Below are 19,025 nucleotides of genomic sequence, written 5' to 3' on the forward strand. Positions count from 1 at the left end.
GCCTGACGCTGGACCTGCTGGTCCGCCGGCTCGCGCCCGGTCCGCGGCCGTGGCAGCCCGGCGGGGCCGCGGAGTGGCGCCGGATGCTGCTGACCACGCCCCTGCTGCCCTTCGCCGCCGCCCGGCACCGGGTCGCCGGCGAGGTCCGGCACCGCGGTGCGGGCCCGTGGCCGCCGCCGCTGCGCGCGGTGCTGCTGGACCGCGACGGCACGCTCGTGCACGACGTGCCGTACAACGGCGACCCGGACCTCGTGCGCCCCGTCGACGGGGCGGCGTCCGCCGTCCGCCGGCTGCGTGCCGCGGGCCTGCGGGTCGGCGTGGTGACCAACCAGTCCGGCATCGGGCGCGGCCTGCTCACCCGCGACCAGGTGGACGCCGTCAACGCCCGCGTCGAGACCCTGCTCGGCCCGTTCGGCACCTGGCAGGTCTGCCCGCACGCGCCGCAGGACGGGTGCCGCTGCCGCAAGCCCGCCCCGGGGATGGTCGAGTCGGCCGCCCGGGCGCTCGGGGTGCACCCGAGCGAGTGCGCCGTGGTCGGCGACATCGGTGCCGACGTCCGGGCCGCGCTCGCAGCCGGCGCACGACCCGTCCTCGTCCCCACGCCCGTCACCCGGCCGGAGGAGGTGGCCGCCGCACCCGAGGTGGCGACCAGCCTCGCGGCCGCGGTCGACCTGCTGCTGGGTTTGGCGCCCGGGGAGCGCTCCGCGGACGACGTCGAGAGGCCCGCGGGTCGCCCCGTCGACCGCCCCGTCGACCGCACCGTCGACCGCCCCGTCGAGACGCCCGCGCAGGTGCGCTCGTGACCGCCGAGCACGCCGGCGCGCGCCGCGCCGAGCACCCCGGCGGCCAGCCCGTCGGCGGGACGGTGCTCGTCGTCCGCCTCGACAGCGACGGCGACGTCCTGCTCAGCGGTCCGGCGGTCCGCGCCCTGGCCGCGACCGCGGACGCCGTCGACCTGCTCGTCTCGCCCGCCGGGGAGGCGGCCGCGCGGCTGCTGCCCGCCGTGCGGGACGTCCTCGTCTTCGACGCGCCGTGGAGCGGGTACCGGCCCCCGCCGGTCGACCCGGCGGCCACGGAGCGTCTCCTCGAGGACCTCCGGGCCCGGCGGTACGACCGGGCCGTCGTCCTCACCTCCTTCCACCAGAGCCCGCTGCCCGCCGCGCTGCTGCTGCGGCTGGCCGCTGTGCCGTTCGTCGCCGCGACCAGCGAGGACTACCCCGGCTCCCTGCTCGACGTGCGGCACCACCGCCCGGACGGGGCGCACGAGGTCGAGGCGGCGCTGGACCTGGCCCGGGCCGCCGGCGGTCACCTGCCGCCGGACGACACCGGCGCCCTCGCGGTGCGGCGCCCGTTGCCGGACCACCGCGACCTCGTCGCGGCCGAGCGGTACGTGGTGCTGCACCCGACGGCGTCGGTGCCGGCGCGATCACTCACCGTCGAGCACGCCGGAGCGGTGGTGGCCGCCCTCGCCGCGGCGGGCCGGCACGTCGTCGTCACCGGCGCCCCGGCCGACACCGGTCGGGTCGGCGCGGTGGTGGCGCGGGCGTGCGCCGACGCCGCCGCGTGGAGTGGGCACCCCGGGGTGACCGACCTGTCCGGGTGCACCGACCTGCCCCGCCTGGCCGGGGTCCTCGCCGGCGCGGACTGCGTCGTGGCGGTCAACACCGGACCGGCGCACCTGGCGGCCGCCGTCGGCACCCCCGTGGTCAGCCTCTTCGCCCCGGTCGTCCCCGCCGACCGGTGGGCCCCGTGGTGCGTGCCCGTCGAGCTCCTCGGCGACCAGCACGCGGCCTGCGCGGGCAGCCGGGCCCGCACCTGCCCGGTCGAGGGCCACCCGTGCCTGGCCGGCGTCGACCCCGCCGCCGTCGCGGCGGCCGTCGACCGGCTCGCGCCCGCCCCCGTGCCCTCCGCCCCACCCGGTAGACCACCCCGCGGCGCGACCGCCAGCGCCGCACTGACGCCGACCGGAGGTGGCGCGTGAGGATCCTCGTCTGGCACGTGCACGGCTCCTGGGCCACCTCGTTCGTCCAGGGTGGCCACGAGTACCTGGTCCCCGTCCTGCCGGGCCGGGGACCCGACGGCCGCGGGCGCGCGCGCACCTGGGACTGGCCCGCCTCGGTGCGCGAGGTCACCCCGGAGCAGCTCGCGGACGAGCCGGTCGACGTCGTCGTCCTCCAGCGCCCGCACGAGCACGACCTCGTCCGGGACTGGACCGGTCGGGTCCCGGGCGCCGACCTGCCCGCCGTGCACGTCGAGCACGACACCCCCCGCGAGCACCCGTTCGCGCAGCGGCACCCCGTCGCGGACAGACCCGGCACGCACCTGGTCCACGTCACCCACTTCAACCGGCTCGCCTGGGACGCCGGCGACGCACCGACCAGCGTCATCGAGCACGGCGTCCTCGACCCCGGACCGCTGTGGACCGGGGAGCTGGAGGCGCTCGCCGTCGTCGTCAACGAGCCGGTCAAGCGCAGCCGCCTCGCCGGCACCGACCTCGTGGCGGGCCTGGCGCGGCAGGTGCCCGTCGACGTCTTCGGCATGGGGATGGCAGCGCTCGAGGACGCCGTCCCGGCGCTCGCCGGGCGCACCCACGACGACCTGCCGCAGCACGCGATGCACGCGGCCCTCGCCCGGCGCCGGGCGTACCTGCACCCGTTCCGCTGGACCAGCCTGGGTCTCGCCCTGGTCGAGGCGATGACCCTCGGGATGCCCGTGCTGGGCCTGGCCACCACCGAGGCGCCGCGCGCCGTCCCGCCCGGCGCCGGCGTCCTCTCCTGCGACCCCGAGGAGCTGCTCGCCGTCGCGCGGCGTTGGCTCGCCGACCCCGACGAGGCGCGGGCGGTGGGCCACGCGGCCCGCGCCCACGCCCTCGACCGCTACGGACTGCACCGGTTCCTGGACGACTGGGACCGCCTGCTGGAAGGAGTGACCCGATGAGGATCGCGATGGTCTCCGAGCACGCCAGCCCCCTGGCCGTGCTCGGCGAGGCGGACGCCGGGGGCCAGAACGTGCACGTCGCGTCGCTCGCCGGGGCGCTCGCCGACCGGGGGCACGACGTCCAGGTCCTGACCCGCCGGGACTCGCCCGGGCTCGCCGAGGTCGAGGCGCTGAGGCCGGGGGTGGACGTCGTCCACGTCCCCGCGGGACCGCCCGAGCACCTGCCGAAGGACGACCTGGCCCCGCACATGCCGGCCTTCGGCCGCTGGCTCGCGCGCCGGTGGCAGGCCCGCCCGCCGGACGTCGTCCACGCGCACTTCTGGATGTCCGGGGTCGCGGCCCTGGAGGCCCGCCGGTCGGTCGGCGTCCCGACCGCGCTGACGTTCCACGCGCTCGGGGTCGTCAAGCGCCGCCACCAGGGCTCCCGCGACACCAGCCCGGCGGACCGGGTGGACGTCGAGCGCCGCATCGCCTCGGCCGCCGACGCGGTCGTCGCCACCTGCACCGACGAGGTGCGCGAGCTCGCCGCCCTCGGCGTGGCGACCGGGCACGTGGACGTCGTCCCGTGCGGCGTCGACACCGCGCACTTCACCCCGCTGCACGACGTCGGGGACGACCCCGGTCCGTGGACCCGGCCCCGCGGCGGCGGCAGGCTGCTGTGCCTCGGCCGGATGGTCGAGCGCAAGGGCGTCGACACCGTCATCGAGGCGCTGCGGCACCTGCCGGGCGCCGAGGTCGTCGTCGCCGGTGGCCCCGCCGCGGCCGAGGTCGCCGACGACCCGGAGGGACGCCGGCTGTTGGACGTGGCCCGCCGGGAGCGGGTCGCCGACCGGGTCCGGCTCGTCGGGCGGGTCGGCCACGACGACGTCCCGGCCCTCGTGCGCTCCTGCGACGTCGTCGTGACCACGCCCTGGTACGAGCCGTTCGGGATCGTCCCGCTGGAGGCGATGGCGTGCGGGCGACCGCTCGTCGGCAGCGCCGTCGGCGGCCTGCTCGACTCGGTGGCCGACGGGGAGACCGGGCTGCTCGTGCCGCCCCGCGACCCCCTCGCCGTCGCCGCGGCCGTGCGCAGGGTGCTCGACGACCCCCGCCTCGCCGCCCGGTTGGGGCGGGCGGCCCGGCGGCGCGCGGTGGAGACCTACGACTGGGCCCGCGTCGCCGAGGCGACGGAGCGCGTGTACGCCGGGATGACGCGGCGGGTCGACCTCACGCAGGTGCGGACCCGGGTGGGCGCCCTGTGAGCGCGCCGAACGGGCACCCGCGCCGCGCGCCGGCTCCCGAACCGGCCCTCGACCCGAACGGCTGGCTGGCGCCGCACCTGGAGGAGCTGCACCGCGGCCTGGACAGCCTGACCGCGCAGCGCGGCACCGTCGAGGCGTGGGGACGTCACCTCGCGCGGACCCTGTGCGGCGGCGGCCGTCTGCTGGCCGCGGGCAACGGCGGCAGCGCCGCGGAGGCGCAGCACCTCACCGCCGAGCTCGTCGGCAGGTTCTGCGGCGAGCGGCGGCCGCTGTCGGCGCTGAGCCTGTGCTCGGAGACCTCCAGCCTGACGGCGCTGCTCAACGACTACGGCGCCGACGAGGTGTTCGCGCGCCAGGTCGACGCGCACGGCCGGCCCGGGGACGTGCTCGTCCTGCTGTCGACCAGCGGCCGCAGCCCGAACGTGCTGGCCGCAGCCGAGCGGGGTCGTGCGGGCGGGCTGACGGTGTGGGCGCTGACCGGTCCGGCGCCGAACCCGCTGGCCGCGCTCGCCGACGAGGTCCTCGCCGTCGACGCCCCGTCCACGGCTGCCGTGCAGGAGGTCCAGCTCGTGGCCGTGCACGCCCTGTGCGCCGCGCTCGACGCGGCCGTCGCGGACGCTGACGACGCCGCCGCCGCCGATGACGCCGACGCCGCCGCCGCCGACGACGCGGTGGTGACGGCGGACCTGACCCTCGACGTCCGGGAGGTGCGGGTGTGACCGGCCCGCGCCGGACCTCCGAGCGGACGTCCTTGGCCTCGGAGCGGACCGGCACCGGGCCGGCCCGCCGGCCCCGGGTGACGGTGGTCGGTGACGTCGTGCTCGACGTCGACGTCGTCGGCGAGGCCACCCGGCTCTGCCCGGACGCGCCGGTCCCGGTCCTCGACGCGACCGACCGCCGGTCGAGCCCGGGTGCGGCGGGCCTGACCGCGCTGCTGTGCGCCGCGTCCGGCGCGGACGTCACGCTGGTCGCCCCGCTGGCGGACGACGACGCCGGGCGGACCCTGCGTGCGCTGCTCGAGGGCGCCGTGCGGGTCGTCGCGCTGGGGCACGACGGCCCGACCCGGACCAAGACCCGGCTGCGCGCCGGCGGGCAGTCCCTGCTGCGGCTGGACGAGGGCGGGCCGGCCGCACCGACGGGCCGGGTGCCTGCGGAGGCCGCCGAGACGGTCCGGGACGCCGACGTGGTCCTGGTGTCCGACTACGGCGCCGGGACCGCGGCCGAACCGGCGCTGCGGGACCTGCTGGCCCGCCGCGCCGCCACCGGCCGGCGGCGGCTCGTCGTGTGGGACCCGCACCCCCGCGGACCGCTGCCGGTGCCGGGGTGCACGGTCGTCACCCCGAACCTCGCCGAGGGCCGCGGCGCGCTCGGCGACGGGCACGCCGCGAGCGCGCCGGACGAGGTGGCTGCGGCTTTGCGCGAGCACTGGCGCGCGACGGCGGTGTGCGTGACCACCGGGGCGTCCGGCGCCGTCGTCTCGCTGTCCGGCAGCGAGCCGCTGCGGGTGCCGGTCCCGGCCGCGGCCTCCGGTGACCCCTGTGGCGCGGGGGACCGGTTCGCGGCGACGGTCGCGGTCGGCCTGGCCTCCGGCGCCGTCGTCACCGACGCGGTCGTCGCGGCCGTGCGGGACGCGAGCGCCTGGGTGGCGGCCGGGGGAGCCGCGGGGTTCCGTGACGTCGACGGCGTGCACGACGTCGACGACGCGGGCCCCGGCGGTCCGGCGGTGCCGGGTCGTGCTCCGTCCCGCGACGTCGAGGCGCCCGGCGGTGAGTCGCCCGGCGGTGAGTCGCCCGGTGACGAGGTGCCCGGTGACGAGGTGCCCGGTGCCGAGGTGCCCGGTGCCGCGCACGAGGACGTGGACGCCGTCGTGGCCAGGCTCCGCCGGCCCGGCCGGACCCTCGTCGCCACCGGAGGCTGCTTCGACGTCCTGCACGCCGGTCACGTCGCCTGCCTGCAGGCCGCGCGCGGTCTCGGGGACGCGCTCGTCGTGCTGCTCAACTCCGACGCGTCGGTCCGCCGGGCCAAGGGCCCGGACCGGCCGGCCGTTCCGCAGGCCGACCGGGCCCGCGTGCTGCGCGGGCTCGCCTGCGTCGACGCCGTCGTCGTCTTCGACGAGGACGAACCCACCGCCGTCCTCGACCGGCTGCGTCCCGACGTGTGGGTCAAGGGCGGCGACTACGGCGGGACCGAGCTGCCGGAGGCCGAGACCGTCCGCCGCCACGGCGGCCGGGTGGCGCTGCTGCCGTACCTGCGCGGCCGGTCCAGCACCCGGATCCTCGCGCGGGCCGCCAGCACCCCATCACCGTCCCCGACCAGCGGGCCGCCGCCGGCGCCCGCACGACCGCACGCACCCGACCACCGAACCGGAGGAACCCCGTGACCACCACCCCCCAGACCGCCACCACCGCCGCGGACGAGGCCGGCGTCCTCGCCCGCGTCTACGTCACCGGCGGGGCCAGCGGGTTGGGCGCTGCCGTCGTCCAGGCCGTCCGCAAGCACGGCGGGCAGGCCTACGTCCTCGACCTGGAGGCGCCGCAGGAGGACGTCGAGCACGAGCTCGTCGACCTGTCCGACACCGGGGACGCCGCCCGGGCCGTGGCCGCGCTCGCCGAGCGCGTCGGACCGCCGACGGCCGTCGTCACCGCCGCCGGCACCGACGCGTGCGGGCCGCTGGAGACGGTGCCCGTCGAGACGTGGGAGCGGGTCGTCAAGGTCAACCTGCTCGGGACGGCGGCCGTCGTGCGCGCGGCCCTGCCGCACCTGCTCGCCTGCCACGGCGGCGTCGTGACGGTCGCCTCCACCCTCGGTCTGAAGGCGGTCGGGGACGCGACCGCCTACTGCGCCAGCAAGTTCGGCGTGGTCGGGTTCACCAGGGCGCTCGCCACCGAGCTGGCCGGCCGGGTCGGGGTGACCCTGCTCGTGCCCGGGGGGATGAGCACCCGCTTCTTCGACGGCCGCCCCGACCAGTACAAGCCCGGTCCGGACGCCGTGCTCAACGACCCCGGCGTCGTCGCCGACCTCGTCGTCACCGCGCTCACCCAGCCCCGCGGCTCCCAGCTGCGCGAGCTGGTCGCCTGCACCGAGACCGAGCCCTCCTGGCCGTGACGGCCGGGCCGGGCGCCGGCCGCGACGGCGGGCCGGTCGCCGCTGCCGGTGACCGGCCCGTCGTCCTGGTGCTGCGGGCCCTGGGGCTGGGTGACCTGCTGACCGCCGTCCCGGCCCTGCGCGGCGTGCGCCGGGCCTGGCCCGGGCACCACGTGGTGCTGGCCTGCCCGCGGCCGCTGGGCGACCTGCTGCGCCGGCGCGGGCTCGTCGACGAGGTGCTCGACGTCACCGGCGTGCGCACCCTGCCGCGGGCGCTGCCCCCGCTGGTGCGACCGGACGGCTCGCTGCGGCCCGTGGACGTCGCGGTCAACCTGCACGGCCGCGGGCCGCAGAGCCACCGGCTGGTAGCCGGCACCGGCGCCCCGCGGGTCGTCGCCTTCCACCAGCCGGCGGCCGGTCACCACGACGGGCCGGCGTGGCGGGACGACGAGCACGAGGTCGACCGGTGGTGCCGGCTCCTGGAGTGGGCGGGCGGACCCTGCGGCCGCGAGGACCTGCGGCTACCCGTCGACCCGGCGCCGGTCACCCACCGGGGGGCCGTCGTCGTCCACCCGGGCGCCGCGGCGGGCTCCCGCCGCTGGCCGGTCGAGCGCTGGGAGCAGGTCGTCCGCGCGCTCGTGGACGCCGGGCACCCGGTGGTCTGCACCGGCAGCGGCGCGCAGGAGGCGGCGGCGTGCGCTGCGCTGACCGCGGCCGGGGCGAGCGACCTGTGCGACCGCCTGGACCTGGAGGGGCTGCTCGGTGTCGTGGGTTCGGCCGCCCTGGTCCTTTGCGGGGACACCGGTGTCGCGCACGTCGCCACGGCGACGGGAACGCCGTCCGTGGTGCTGTTCGGGCCCGTCAGCCCGGCCCTGTGGGGACCCGCCGTCGACCCGCACCGGCACACGGTGCTGTGGGGCGGTGACACGGACGCGGGCTCCCTCGACGGCGGCCTCGACGGCCTCGACGCCGGCCTCGACGCCGGTCCCGACGACGGTCTCGAGGACCGCCGGGGCCCCGGGGACCCGCACGCCGACGCGGTCGACGCGCGCCTCGCCGCGGTCACCGTCGACCAGGTGCTCGCAGCAGCCGAGCACCACCTGCCGCGCCCCGCCATCACCTGACCTGCTCCCCCCACCGGGGTTTGCGCACCGAGACGGGGTGATCGCGGCTGGATCACCCCGTCCTGCTGAGCAAAGGTGCACGAGGTGAGCAGGGGTCAGGGGACGAACTGGGCCCCGTAGCGGTGGCCGTTGCCCGCGAACCACCCCACGGTCGCCTCCAGCCCCTCCTGCCAGGGCACGACGGGCTGCCACCCGAGCAGCTCGCGCGCCCGCGTCGTGTCCGGGCGGCGCACCTGCGGGTCGTCGACGGGCCGGCCGACGTGCAGGACGCCCGACCGCGACCCGGTCGCGGCGATGACGTCCAGGGCGATCTGCAGCACGCTCATCTCGTCGGGGTTGCCGAGGTTCACCGGACCTGGCAGGTCGCTGCGGCACATGCTCAGCAGGCCGTCGACCAGGTCGTCGACGTAGCAGACGGAGCGGGTCTGCGACCCGTCCCCGGTCACGGTGAGGGGTTCGCCGGCCAAGGCCTGCCGGATGAAGGTCGGGATGGCCCGGCCGTCGTCCGGGCGCATCCGCGGCCCGTACGTGTTGAAGATCCGCACGATGCCGGTGTCCACGCCGTGGGTGCAGCGGAACGCCGTCGTCAGCGCCTCGGCGTACCGCTTCGCCTCGTCGTACACCGAGCGCGGTCCCACCGGGTTCACGTTGCCCCAGTACGTCTCCGGCTGCGGGTGCACCTGCGGGTCGCCGTACACCTCGGAGGTGGACGTGAGGACGAAGCGGGCGCCCTTGCGCCGGGCCAGGTCCAGGGCGTTGCGGGTGCCGACCGACCCGACCTCGAGCGTCTCCAGCGGCAGCCGCTGGTAGTCGACCGGCGACGCGGGGCAGGCCATGTGCACGACCAGGTCGACCGGGCCGGCGACGTCCAGGCCACGGGTCAGGTCCGTGCGCACGCTGCGGAACCGCGCGTGCGCCGCGACAGGGGCCAGGTTCACCGGCGACCCGGTGACGAAGCTGTCGACGGACACCACCTCGGCGCCGCCCTCGACCAGCGCCTGGCACAGGTGGCTGCCCAGGAAGCCCGCGCCTCCGGTCACCACCACCCGGCGCGGCCACGGCCGCCGCGACGGGCCGTCCCGCAGGTCGACCTCCCGCAGGTCGACGTCCTGAAGGTCGACCTCCCGCAGGTCCACGACGGGCCCGTCGGCCCGTCGCCCCGCGCCGTCCACGACCCCCTCGTCAGTCATGGCCGTCTCCTTCCCCGTACGGGTGCCTCCATGCGCCCTGCCTGCGCAGCGGCCTGCGCCGCCGCGTCGCCGGCGACCGCGCGCAGCAGCCGCTCGACGTCCGGGTCCGGCCGTCGGCGGTCCCGGACCAGCCAGGGCAGCGCGGCCACGACGTCGCTGAGCGCACCGCGCGTCGCGGGGTCCCCCGGTGCGGTGCGCACGGCGTCCACCAGCCCGGCCAGCGCCACCCGGGCGGGCCGGCGCAGCAGCGCGGTCCACAGGTCGTTGCGCAGGGCCGTCCGGGAGCGCCCGGGCCGGTGCAGGCCCGCGGGCGCGTGCTCCGCGACGACGTCCGGCACGTGGGCCAGGTCCCAGCCCGCCCGCAGCAGGTCGACCGCGAGCAGCTGCTCCTCGCCGCCGACGCCGTAGCGCGGGTGGAAGCCACCGGCCTGCAGGTAGGCCTCCCGGCGCACCACCGCCCCGCACGCGACGAACCCGGTGACGCGCGGACCGGCGCCCGGCACGGTCCCGGCCCGACCCTCCGCGAGGACGGTGTTCAGCGGGTCGGGTTCGCCCTGCGGCTGCACCGTCACCGACGCGGCGACCACGGCCAGGCGTGGCACGGCGTCCAGGACGTCGGCCGCCAGGTCCAGCGCACCGGGCGCCCACCAGGAGTCGTCGTCGGCGAAGGCGACGTACGGGGTCCGCGCCGCGCGCACACCGAGGGTGCGACCGGCCGAGCCGAGGTTGGTCCCGGCGGCCACGACCTCGACGCCGGGGAACCGCGTGCGGACGGCGTCCGCCGTCCCGTCCCGGGAGTCGTTGTCCACCAGGACGACGCGCGGCCGCGGACGCAGCCCGAGCAGCCGCGGCAGGGTCGTCAGCACCCGCTCGCGGCGGTCCCGGGTGATGACGACGACGGTGATGCGCCGGTCCCGGGGTCCGTCCTGCGGCGGGCTCACCGGCCCGGCGGGAGCGCCGGGCGGGGGCAGCCGCCCGTCCCGTCCTCGATCACCACGCCTCCCGTCCCGGCGCCTGGACGACGCCGCGTGGCGCCCCGTACCCCGTCCCGTGACTCGGATGCCTGCCCGCTCGGACGGGCGCTCGGACGGCGGGGTCCGACACGCACGGTGACGCGCTGCCCTGCACACGGGCACGGAGGGTGTGCGGCGCTGCCGACGGGGTACGGCCTGCGCGTACCGGCGCCGGCACCCCGGGCCCGCGTCGCACGCACCCGCACGGCTCGCACGACGGAGGAGGACACGTGGACGGTCAGCCGCTTCCCGACCTGGACCACCTCGCGCTCGGGGAGGTCACCCACCGGATCCGGACCCTGGAACGACCCGACGTCGAGGCGACGGTCGAGCACGAGCGCCAGCACGCGAACCGCCCCGCGGTGCTGCAGGTGCTGGAGGCGCGGCTGCGCGAGCTCGACGAGGGCGCCGAGCCGACCGGCGGCAGCAGCCAGGCACCGACACCGCCGCCGCCCGAGGGCGGCTCCGCGGTCGGTCCCGAGACGCAGGGGCCGGTCGTCAACCCGCCGAGCCAGGGGGTCCCCACGAACCCGGCCCAGCCGCGGTCCACCGGCTGAGCCGGGGGCCGGGCAGGGTCGCCGCAGCGCTGCGGCGGGCGCGGCGGCCGGGGCTGCGGCTGGCCGCGGCGGTCGAGGTGCGGGCCCGCGGGACCGCGAGTAGAACCGAGGGGTGGGGTCCCCGGGCCCCGCACGGGTCGAGAACACGGCCGCTCCGACCACCGTCAGGACGTCGCACCGTGAGCGCACCCCTCGCACACTCCCTCCTGCTCGTCCGGCCCCGAGGGCGGGACGGGCAGGACGACCACTCCGCCCACGCCGCCCTGCTGGCGGCCCTCGACGAGGCCACGGGTGGCGACGTCGTCGACGTCCCCGTGCCGGTCGGCGGGGACGACGTCGAGCAGTGGCTGCCCGCCGCGGTCCGCCAGGTCCGTGCCGCGCTGGACCGGTCCGGCGGACCGCGCGGAGGCGGCGACGTGCCCGTCGTCCACGCCGTGGGCTGCGGGGCCGTCCTCGCGGCCACCGCCGCCTGCGCGCCGCCCGGGACGACGGTCGTGGCGCACGTCGGCGACGGTCCGCCGCCGTCCGCCGACCGTGCGGACCGACGCTGTGGCCGGCTGCTGTGGGCGGCAGCGCGGACGGCGCAGGTCGTCGTCACCGACTCGGGCTGGGCCCGGGAGCGGGCGGTGGCGCACGGCGTCGACCCGGCGCGGGCCGTCCGCGCCATGCCCGTCGCCGCGGCGGCGGACGCGGACGCGTGGGCACCGGCCGGTCACGGTCGGCGGGTGCTGCTCGTCGGCGCCCTCGGCCGGGGGAGCGCGGGAGCGGACGTGCTCGCGGCGCTCCGCCCGCTGGTGCACGTGGACGTCGTCGTCGGCGTGCCCGCCGGGTCCGGCGCCGCGTTCCGCCGGGGGGTGGAGGAGGCGCTCGCAGGTCTGCCGGAGGCGTGCCGACCGCCAGGCGCGCGGCTGCGTGTCGCCCCGCTCGACGGCCGCTCGCTGGCGGAGGCGGACCTCGTCGTCGACGCGGGCTGCGAGGACGAGGGCTCCCACGGGGTCGTGGCGGCCATGACGCACCGGCGGGCGGTCGTCGCGCCGGCGACCGGCCCGCGGCCGGAGGTCCTCGTGGACGGCGTCACCGGGCGCCTCGTCGACGGCCACGGTGCGCGGGAGTGGGCGCGCGTGCTCGGCCCCCTGCTCGACGACCCGTTCCGGTTGGAGGCCTACGGGGAGGCGGGCGCGGACCGGGCCCGCGCGGTGCTGTGCCCCCGCCGCCGAGCCGGTCTGGTGCTGCGGCTCCACGACGGCGGGTCCGAGGCGTCGGCGAACGGTCTTCCGCGGCTCCTGCCCGGTGACCACGCGCTCGTGGGCGTGGCGTCGTGAGCCGCGGCGCGGGAACGGCGACCGGCCCGTCCGACGACGTCGTCGTGCGGGGGGCCGCGAGCGGCCCCGGCGGTCTCGCCGACGTCCCGGACGAGGAGTCCGACCGGCAGGCGCTCGAGCACTCGGTCCCGGACCGGCTGCTGCGGGAGGCGGCCCGCTGCGGTGACCCCGGTCGTGCCCGCAGGCTGCGGGAGGAGGCGGTGCGCGCGGCGATGCCGGTCGCCCGCTCCATCGCCGTGCGGTACCGCGACCGGGGAGAGTCGTTGGACGACCTGGTGCAGGTGGCCTACCTCGGACTGGTCAAGGCGGTCGACGGCTTCGACGCCGAGCACCCGTCGGACTTCCTCGGCTACGCCACCCCGAGCATCAGCGGCGAGGTGCGCCGCTGGTTCCGCGACCGCGGGTGGGACGTGCGCCCGCCGCGCCGCGTGCAGGAGCTGCGGAGCACCGTCGGGCAGGTGGTGCAGGAGCTGACGCAGACCCTCGGCCGCGCCCCCACCGTCCGGGAGATCGCCGAGCGCGCGGCCAGCACGCCGGAGCAGGTCACCGAGGCGCTGGTCGCGGCGTCCGCGTACAGCTCGGACTCCCTGGACGCGCCCGTGGGTCGCCGGGACGACGTCTCGCTGGGGGACACGCTGCCGGAGCCGGACGACGACCTGGACGGCGTCGAGGACCGGGTGGCGCTCGCACCGCTGCTCGCCGCGCTGCCCCCACGGGACCGGCACGTGCTGGCGCTGCGGTTCTACCGGGGCCTGACCCAGAGCGAGATCGCCGAGGACATCGGCGTCACGCAGATGCAGGTCTCCCGGATCATCAGCAAGTCCCTGACGGTCCTGCGCCGTCAGCTGCTCGCCGGCTGACCGGACCGCGTTTGCTGCCGCGGTCCGGCGGGTACGGCGTCCCCGTGGACCCTGCCGACGACGCGACGCTCGAGCACGTGGGGACCGCCACGACGGTCCTGCGGCTCGGGCCCTTCACCCTGCTCACCGACCCGAACTTCCTGCACCGCGGGCAGCGGGCCTGCCTCGGCAAGGGGCTGTTCTCCAAGCGCCGCACCGAACCCTCCCTGCAGCCCGCCGACCTGCCGGCGCTGGACGCGGTGGTGCTCTCGCACCTGCACGGCGACCACTTCGACCGGGTCGCGCGCCGCGAGCTCGACCGCGACCTGCCCGTGCTGACGACGCCGGCGGCCGCGCGCCGGCTGCGGTCGTGGGGGTTCGCCGAGGCCGACGGGATGTCGACCTGGCAGAGCCGGACCCTCACCCGTGGGGACGCGACCCTGGAGGTGACCTCCGTGCCGGGGGAGCACGCGCCCGGGCCGGCGAAGGCGCTGCTGCCGCCCGTGATGGGGACCGTCCTGGCGCTGACCGAACCGGGCCGGCCGCCCCTGCGGGTCTACGTCACCGGCGACACCCTGTACCGGCCGTGGCTGCGCGAGGTCGGTGACCGGTGCGGCCCGCTGGACGCGATGGTGGTCCACCTCGGCGGGACGCGGGTGCTCGGCCTGCTGGTCACGATGGACGCCGACCAGGGCGCGCAGCTCGTCAGCCTCCTACGGCCGGGCGTGACCGTTCCCGTCCACTACGACGACTACACCGTGTTCCGCTCACCGCTGAGCGACTTCGTGGCCGAGTGGGAGCACCGGCGCCTGCCCGGCCAGCTGCGCGTCGTCCGGCGCGGTGAACGGGTCAGCCTGCGTCCCTGACCGGCGCCCTCGACCCGCCGTCCCCGACGGGGGCAGGGCGGGGTGAGGGTGCGGGTCGGGTCAACGACGCGCGGTCCGCGCGCTGCGGCCGCCGAGGGCCAGCCCCAGGCCGACCATGCCGACGCCGAGCACCAGGTGCAGCCAGTCGTCGGCGGTGTTCAGCGGCACGAAGTTCCCCGCCGACTCGGAGTCCACGAGCAGCCCGTACAGCCACAGGACCAGGTAGACGACCCCGCCGCCGACGAGGAACGCCCGGGCGCCGGACGCCGTCCGTGACATCGCGATCCCGGCGATCCCGAACAGCAGGTGCACGACGTTGTGCAGCACCGACACCTGGAAGATCCCGAGCAGCATCGCCTCGGACTCGTGACCGGCGACCTGCATCGCGTCGTAGTCCGTGGTGATGCCCGGGACGAACCCGGCGACCCCCACGAGCAGGAACGTCGCCCCGACGACCAGGGCGGCCATCTGGACGGTGCTGCGCCCCGAGGTCCGGTGAGCCTGCGTGGTCATGGTGCCCCCTCTCGGTCCGGCCGGACCGACCTGCGGCCCGGTGCCTGGTCCGGCCCGGAGCACCCGGGCCGGCACCGGACGACGTACCCGCCGGGCCAGGGCCCATGCGTGCGGCCGGCGTGCGCTGCGCGGAGGTGCGGGCGACGCTGGTGCGATGACGTCCCTGGAGATGCTCGCCCGTTCGCTGCGTCCCCGGTCACTGACGGGCAAGGTCGCGCTGGTCACCGGCGCGACCGCCGGGATCGGCCGGGCCGTCGTCGAGCGGCTGTCCGACGCCGGGGCCGTGGTCGTCGCGGTCGCACGGGACGACGCGGCGCTGGCCGAGCTGGCCCGGACGCTGCCCGGGGTCAGCGCCCACCCCGCCGACCTCGCCGACGACGTCGAGCGCCGGGACCTCGTGGAGGCGGTGCTGCGCCGCCACGGCCGCGTCGACGTGCTGGTCGCCGACGTCGGGATCGGGTGGGTCGGCGAGGTCGCCGACATGACCACCGAGCAGGTGCGCCGCGTCGTCGACGTCAACGTCACCGCCACCGTCGACCTGACCCGCCAGGTGGTGCGCCACCAGCTGGACCGCCGGGACGGCGACGTCGTCCTGCTCGGCTCGGGGGCCGCGTGGTTCTCGATGCCGCCGCTGACGGTGTACTGCGCGACGAAGGCGGCGGTCGAGGGCTTCGGGGAGGGCCTGCGGCGCGAGGTGATGACCCGCGGCGTGCGCGTGCACGTGGTCAACCCCGGTTTCGTCGCCACGGAGTTCGCCGCCCGCTCGGGTGGTGACGAGCCGGGGGAGGTCGACGGCACCCCGCGTCCCGGGCCCGGGCTGGCGCCCGAGCGCGTGGCCCGGGCCGTGGAGCGGGCCCTGACCCGTCCCGGCTGGCACACCGTCAGCGTGCCCCGGGTGATGGGGCTGACCCGCGTCGCGCGGCTGCCGTTGGCCCAGCAGGTGGCCGACGTCGTCGTCGGCGTGGCCGGGCCGGCACTGGCCCGGCTCGGCCCGCGGATGGCCGCGGACCGAGCCGGATCCGGCCTGCGCTGACACGCAGCCCGCGTCGACGCGCCGCCCTCAGGGGGCCGTGAACAGCGGCGGCATCCGGTCCCAGACCCGGTGCTCCGCCATCAGCGTCGCCACCTCGGCGAGCACCGCCTCGGCGTCCTCACCGACCACGACGCCCGGCCCCGCCGTCGGCACCGCGGACGCCCCGAGCGCCCGCTCGGCGTCGCCCCAGCCGCCGAGGGCCTTGCCGTGCCGGTACGCCTCGGACAGGAACAGCACCACCCGGGGGTCGAGCTCGTCGCCACCCGTGCCCGGCGCCGCGCCGGCCACGAGGACGGCGTCGAACTCCACCGACCGCGCCGTGGCGTAGCTGCGCTGGGCCGTCACCGTCGTCCCGCCGCCGTCGACCTCGCCGCCGGTGGGGGCGACGACGTGCGGGACCATCCCCGCGGCGTCCACCGCGTCCCGCACGGACGCGACCTGATCGACGTCCGCGCCGGGCAGGACGACGACGGCGACCTGCCGCCCGCTCGTCGGCCACCGCTCGCCCACCTGGCGCAGGGCCGGGCTGGGCTCGGCGTGCGGCAGCGGCCCGTCCGCGTCGGGGGCCGGCAGCCCGAGCAGCGCCGCCACGCGCGCGCACAGGTCGGTGTCGACGCGGGCCAGGACGGCGAGCTGGCGCTCGCGGATCGACTGCTCGTAGCACTTGCCCAGCTCGAACGCGTACGCGTCGACGACGTGCTGCTGCTCGACCGGCGTCAGGCTCAGCCAGAACAGCCGGACCTGGCTGAGGTGGTCGGCGAACGACGCCGGCGCCTGCCGGACCTTGGCCCCCGACACCGCGGTGGGCACCTCGACGAGCACGTCGGTGGCGTCGAGCTCCTCGCCCGGGACGGGCACGCCGCCGTCCAGGCTGTTCGGCTGGTACGGCGCAACGCCCTCGTGCACGGCGTGCTGGTGGAAGCCGTCGCGCAGCATGTCGTTGACGGGCGCGTGCGACCTGTTCACGGGGATCTGCGGGAAGTTCGGCCCGCCGAGCCGCGTCAGCTGGGTGTCCAGGTAGGAGAACAGGCGACCCTGCAGCAGCGGGTCGTCGGTGACGTCGATCCCCGGGACGAGGTGCCCGGGGTGGAACGCGACCTGCTCGGTCTCGGCGAAGTAGTTCGTCGGGTTGCCGTTCAGCGTCAGCCGCCCGATCCGCTGGACCGGCGCGAGCTCCTCCGGGACGATCTTCGTCGGGTCGAGCAGGTCGATGCCCTCGAACGTCTGCTCCGGGGTGTCGGGGAAGACCTGGATGCCGAGCTCCCACTCGGGGAAGGCCCCCGCCTCGATGGCGTCGCCGAGGTCGCGCCGGTGGTAGTCGGGGTCCATGCCGGCGAGCATCTGCGCCTCCTCCCACACCAGGGAGTGGGCGCCGAGCACGGGCTTCCAGTGGAACTTCACGAGGGTGGTGCCCCCGTCGGCGTCGACGAGGCGGAACGTGTGGATCCCGAAGCCCTCCATCATCCGGTAGGAGCGCGGGATCGCCCGGTCCGACATCTGCCAGATGACGTGGTGCTGCGCCTCGGTGTGCAGGGACACGAAGTCCCAGAAGGTGTCGTGGGCGCTCTGCGCCTGCGGGATCTCGCGGTCCGGGTGCGGCTTCGCGGCGTGGACGATGTCGGGGAACTTGATGGCGTCCTGGATGAAGAACACCGGGAAGTTGTTGCCGACGAGGTCGAACACGCCCTCGGAGGTGTAGAACTTCGTCGCGAACCCGCGGGTGTCGCGGACCGTGTCGGCGGAGCCCCGGGAGCCGACGACCGTCGAGAAGCGCACGAAGACGGGCGTCTCGACGTCCTTGGCGAGGAACGCGGCCCGCGTCACGGACGCCGCCGTGCCGTAGGCGCGGAAGACGCCGTGCGCGCCGGCGCCGCGGGCGTGCACGGCGCGCTCGGGGATCCGCTCGTGGTCGAAGTGCATGATCTTCTCGCGCAGGTGGTGGTCCTGCAGCAGCACCGGTCCGCGCGGGCCGGCCTTCAGCGAGTGGTCGGTGTCGCGCAGCCGGGTGCCGCCGGCGGTGGTGAGCCGGTCCCCCTGCTGCCCGCGGGCCCGCTCGGGAGGGGGACCGTCCGTGGCGGTGGTCCTCACACCGGTGGCCGTCACCGGCTCCGGCGCCGTCTGGTCCGGCTTCGGCGGCGGCATCGTGCGCTCGGCCGCCGGCGGCGGGACGACGGGCGGCGGCACGCTGCCCGGGGCTCCGGGGCGCTCGTCAGGCGACTGCTCGGGGCGCGGCGTGGCGGTCATCGTGGGGTCCTCCCGTGGTCGGCGCCGACGGCGTGGTCACGGCGTCGGGCAGCGCGCGCAGGTCCGGGCGGGGGGCGAGGTCGCGCAGGCGCCGGCGGAGCCGCCAGGTCGGCGTCGCCGCGCTGCGGATCCTCGCTCCCCGGTACGGGACACCTCCGCGCAGCGCTCGCCACACTGCCAGCCACGAGCAGATCGCGCGCTCCGAGACCCAGAGGGGGGCGAACAGGGGGACGTCGGCCGGCACGCGGTCACGGGCGCCGGCGCGACGCCGTCCCCGCTCGGCGAGGACCACCAGGCAGCCCGCCGCCACCGGCAGGAGGACGGGACGACGACGGGCGGCGAGGACGACGGCGGGCAGCGTCGCCAGCGCCCACGCCAGCCGCCACGGCTGGGCGAGGTCGTCGTAGGCCTGCCGCACCCGCTGGTCGAGGAACTGCCGGCTCGTGGGCGGACGTCGCGCCACGAGCACCTGCGGTGCGTCGACGACCCGCCCTCCGGCTGCGCGCACGGTCCGGACCATCTCGAGGTTCTCGAACATCACGTCCGGGTCCCACCCGCCGGCGGCGGCGACGACGCCGCGCCGGACCGCGAACGTCCCGGGCCAGTCACCGGCGACCGCCCGGTTGAGCAGCGACCGGGCGCCGTCCCAGCGGGCGTGCCACGGCCAGGACTCGAAGACGTTCGCCGGCCTGACCAGGTCGGCGTCGCGCAGCAGGTCCACCAGCGCGCGGAGGCTCGCGCGGTCGTAGCGGACGTCGTCGTCGGCCAGCACGACGAGGTCGTGCCGCGCCGCGAGAACCCCCGTGACCGCCCCGACGACCTTGCGGTTGAGCCCCGGTCGGTCGGCCGGTCGCAGGTGCCGCACGAGGTGGCCCCACTCCCGGTCGTGCACGGCGAAGCAGCCCGGCGCGGACCCGTCGACCACGGTGACGTCCGCCCACGCCGACAGCCGCGCCAGGTACGCGGTCATCTCCTGCAGCCGCGCGGCGGCCCGCCCACCCGCCGTGTCGTCCCAGCGCAGCGGGACGACGACCTCCACGTCGAGGACGGCGGGCGGCACGG

18 protein-coding genes are annotated in these 19,025 nt (G+C 77.4%); 13 read left to right on the forward strand and 5 right to left on the reverse strand.

Going from position 1 to position 19,025, the window contains the following annotated elements:
* The 8 genes from ACYVQV_RS12620 to ACYVQV_RS12655 form a co-directional block, all read left to right on the forward strand.
* Positions 1-803 (forward strand): D-glycero-alpha-D-manno-heptose-1,7-bisphosphate 7-phosphatase (locus ACYVQV_RS12620; protein WP_461023651.1); only part of this gene is annotated, 803 nt, incomplete at its 5' end.
* Positions 800-1,981 (forward strand): glycosyltransferase family 9 protein, encoded by a 1,182-nt coding sequence (locus ACYVQV_RS12625; protein WP_461023652.1) that lies wholly within the window; start codon positions 800-802, stop codon positions 1,979-1,981. The genes ACYVQV_RS12620 and ACYVQV_RS12625, both read left to right, overlap by 4 nt.
* The gene (locus tag ACYVQV_RS12630) at positions 1,978-2,937 is read left to right on the forward strand and encodes a glycosyltransferase (protein ID WP_461023653.1); all 960 of its coding nucleotides are present in this window, start codon (positions 1,978-1,980) and stop codon (positions 2,935-2,937) included. Before ACYVQV_RS12625 ends, ACYVQV_RS12630 begins: the two co-directional genes overlap by 4 nt.
* Entirely contained in the window at positions 2,934-4,178 is a 1,245-nt protein-coding gene (locus ACYVQV_RS12635; RefSeq protein ID WP_461023654.1) for a glycosyltransferase, read from the forward strand. Before ACYVQV_RS12630 ends, ACYVQV_RS12635 begins: the two co-directional genes overlap by 4 nt.
* Before the next feature lie 65 nt (positions 4,179-4,243).
* Entirely contained in the window at positions 4,244-4,897 is a 654-nt protein-coding gene (locus ACYVQV_RS12640; protein ID WP_461023747.1) for a D-sedoheptulose-7-phosphate isomerase, read from the forward strand.
* Positions 4,894-6,558, forward strand: a complete 1,665-nt coding sequence (locus ACYVQV_RS12645; RefSeq protein ID WP_461023655.1) for a PfkB family carbohydrate kinase — start codon at positions 4,894-4,896, stop codon at positions 6,556-6,558. The genes ACYVQV_RS12640 and ACYVQV_RS12645 overlap by 4 nt, the downstream gene beginning before the upstream one ends.
* Positions 6,555-7,283 carry an SDR family oxidoreductase gene (locus ACYVQV_RS12650; RefSeq protein WP_461023656.1) on the forward strand — a complete coding sequence of 243 codons (729 nt, stop codon included), beginning with the start codon at positions 6,555-6,557 and terminating at the stop codon, positions 7,281-7,283. The genes ACYVQV_RS12645 and ACYVQV_RS12650 overlap by 4 nt, the downstream gene beginning before the upstream one ends.
* Positions 7,280-8,386 carry a glycosyltransferase family 9 protein gene (locus ACYVQV_RS12655; RefSeq protein ID WP_461023657.1) on the forward strand — a complete coding sequence of 369 codons (1,107 nt, stop codon included), beginning with the start codon at positions 7,280-7,282 and terminating at the stop codon, positions 8,384-8,386. The genes ACYVQV_RS12650 and ACYVQV_RS12655 overlap by 4 nt, the downstream gene beginning before the upstream one ends.
* Positions 8,387-8,481: 95 nt before the next feature.
* Here the strand turns inward: ACYVQV_RS12655 and ACYVQV_RS12660 are convergent, their stop codons facing one another.
* On the reverse strand, positions 8,482-9,576 hold the full coding sequence (locus tag ACYVQV_RS12660) for a UDP-glucuronic acid decarboxylase family protein (protein ID WP_461023658.1): 1,095 nt from the start codon (positions 9,574-9,576) through the stop codon (positions 8,482-8,484).
* On the reverse strand, positions 9,573-10,517 hold the full coding sequence (locus tag ACYVQV_RS12665) for a glycosyltransferase family 2 protein (protein ID WP_461023659.1): 945 nt from the start codon (positions 10,515-10,517) through the stop codon (positions 9,573-9,575). Before ACYVQV_RS12665 ends, ACYVQV_RS12660 begins: the two co-directional genes overlap by 4 nt.
* A 302-nt stretch (positions 10,518-10,819) precedes the next feature.
* On the opposite strand from ACYVQV_RS12665, the gene ACYVQV_RS12670 reads away from it, so the two are divergent.
* The 4 genes from ACYVQV_RS12670 to ACYVQV_RS12685 all read left to right on the forward strand — a co-directional run bounded on the left by ACYVQV_RS12670 (position 10,820) and on the right by ACYVQV_RS12685 (position 14,173).
* The gene (locus tag ACYVQV_RS12670; protein WP_461023660.1) at positions 10,820-11,146 is read left to right on the forward strand and encodes a hypothetical protein; all 327 of its coding nucleotides are present in this window, start codon (positions 10,820-10,822) and stop codon (positions 11,144-11,146) included.
* A gap of 179 nt (positions 11,147-11,325) precedes the next feature.
* Positions 11,326-12,468: a glycosyltransferase family protein gene (locus ACYVQV_RS12675; protein WP_461023661.1), complete on the forward strand. Its 1,143-nt coding sequence runs from the start codon at positions 11,326-11,328 to the stop codon at positions 12,466-12,468.
* A complete protein-coding gene (locus ACYVQV_RS12680) occupies positions 12,465-13,328 on the forward strand; it encodes a SigB/SigF/SigG family RNA polymerase sigma factor (protein ID WP_461023662.1) in 864 nt (287 codons plus the stop codon). Before ACYVQV_RS12675 ends, ACYVQV_RS12680 begins: the two co-directional genes overlap by 4 nt.
* Before the next feature lie 44 nt (positions 13,329-13,372).
* Complete coding sequence (locus tag ACYVQV_RS12685; protein WP_461023663.1) at positions 13,373-14,173, forward strand: MBL fold metallo-hydrolase; 801 nt, start codon at positions 13,373-13,375, stop codon at positions 14,171-14,173.
* A 60-nt stretch (positions 14,174-14,233) separates the two neighbouring features.
* Here the strand turns inward: ACYVQV_RS12685 and ACYVQV_RS12690 are convergent, their stop codons facing one another.
* Positions 14,234-14,686, reverse strand: coding sequence for a DUF4383 domain-containing protein (locus tag ACYVQV_RS12690; protein ID WP_461023664.1), 453 nt, complete (start codon positions 14,684-14,686; stop codon positions 14,234-14,236).
* A gap of 154 nt (positions 14,687-14,840) precedes the next feature.
* Here ACYVQV_RS12690 and ACYVQV_RS12695 point away from each other — a divergent pair, with 154 nt between their 5' ends.
* Positions 14,841-15,719 (forward strand): SDR family oxidoreductase, encoded by an 879-nt coding sequence (locus tag ACYVQV_RS12695; RefSeq protein ID WP_461023665.1) that lies wholly within the window; start codon positions 14,841-14,843, stop codon positions 15,717-15,719.
* Positions 15,720-15,746: 27 nt separating this feature from the next.
* Here the strand turns inward: ACYVQV_RS12695 and ACYVQV_RS12700 are convergent, their stop codons facing one another.
* Together ACYVQV_RS12700 and ACYVQV_RS12705 are read right to left on the reverse strand one after the other, a co-directional pair.
* Positions 15,747-17,963 carry a catalase gene (locus ACYVQV_RS12700; protein ID WP_461023666.1) on the reverse strand — a complete coding sequence of 739 codons (2,217 nt, stop codon included), beginning with the start codon at positions 17,961-17,963 and terminating at the stop codon, positions 15,747-15,749.
* Complete coding sequence (locus tag ACYVQV_RS12705; protein ID WP_461023667.1) at positions 17,929-19,023, reverse strand: glycosyltransferase family 2 protein; 1,095 nt, start codon at positions 19,021-19,023, stop codon at positions 17,929-17,931. Before ACYVQV_RS12705 ends, ACYVQV_RS12700 begins: the two co-directional genes overlap by 35 nt.
* Positions 19,024-19,025: the final 2 nt, after the last annotated feature.

The sequence above is a fragment of the Thalassiella azotivora genome, assembly GCF_054781695.1.

Excerpts from the sequence above, each read along its gene's own strand:
- ACYVQV_RS12695 (WP_461023665.1), top strand. The coding sequence starts at position 14,841 with ATGACGTCCCTGGAGATGCTCGCCCGTTCGCTGCGTCCCCGGTCACTG.
- ACYVQV_RS12700 (WP_461023666.1), bottom strand. The coding sequence starts at position 17,963 with ATGACCGCCACGCCGCGCCCCGAGCAGTCGCCTGACGAGCGCCCCGGA.
- ACYVQV_RS12660 (WP_461023658.1), bottom strand. The coding sequence starts at position 9,576 with ATGACTGACGAGGGGGTCGTGGACGGCGCGGGGCGACGGGCCGACGGG.
- ACYVQV_RS12635 (WP_461023654.1), top strand. The coding sequence starts at position 2,934 with ATGAGGATCGCGATGGTCTCCGAGCACGCCAGCCCCCTGGCCGTGCTC.
- ACYVQV_RS12690 (WP_461023664.1), bottom strand. The coding sequence starts at position 14,686 with ATGACCACGCAGGCTCACCGGACCTCGGGGCGCAGCACCGTCCAGATG.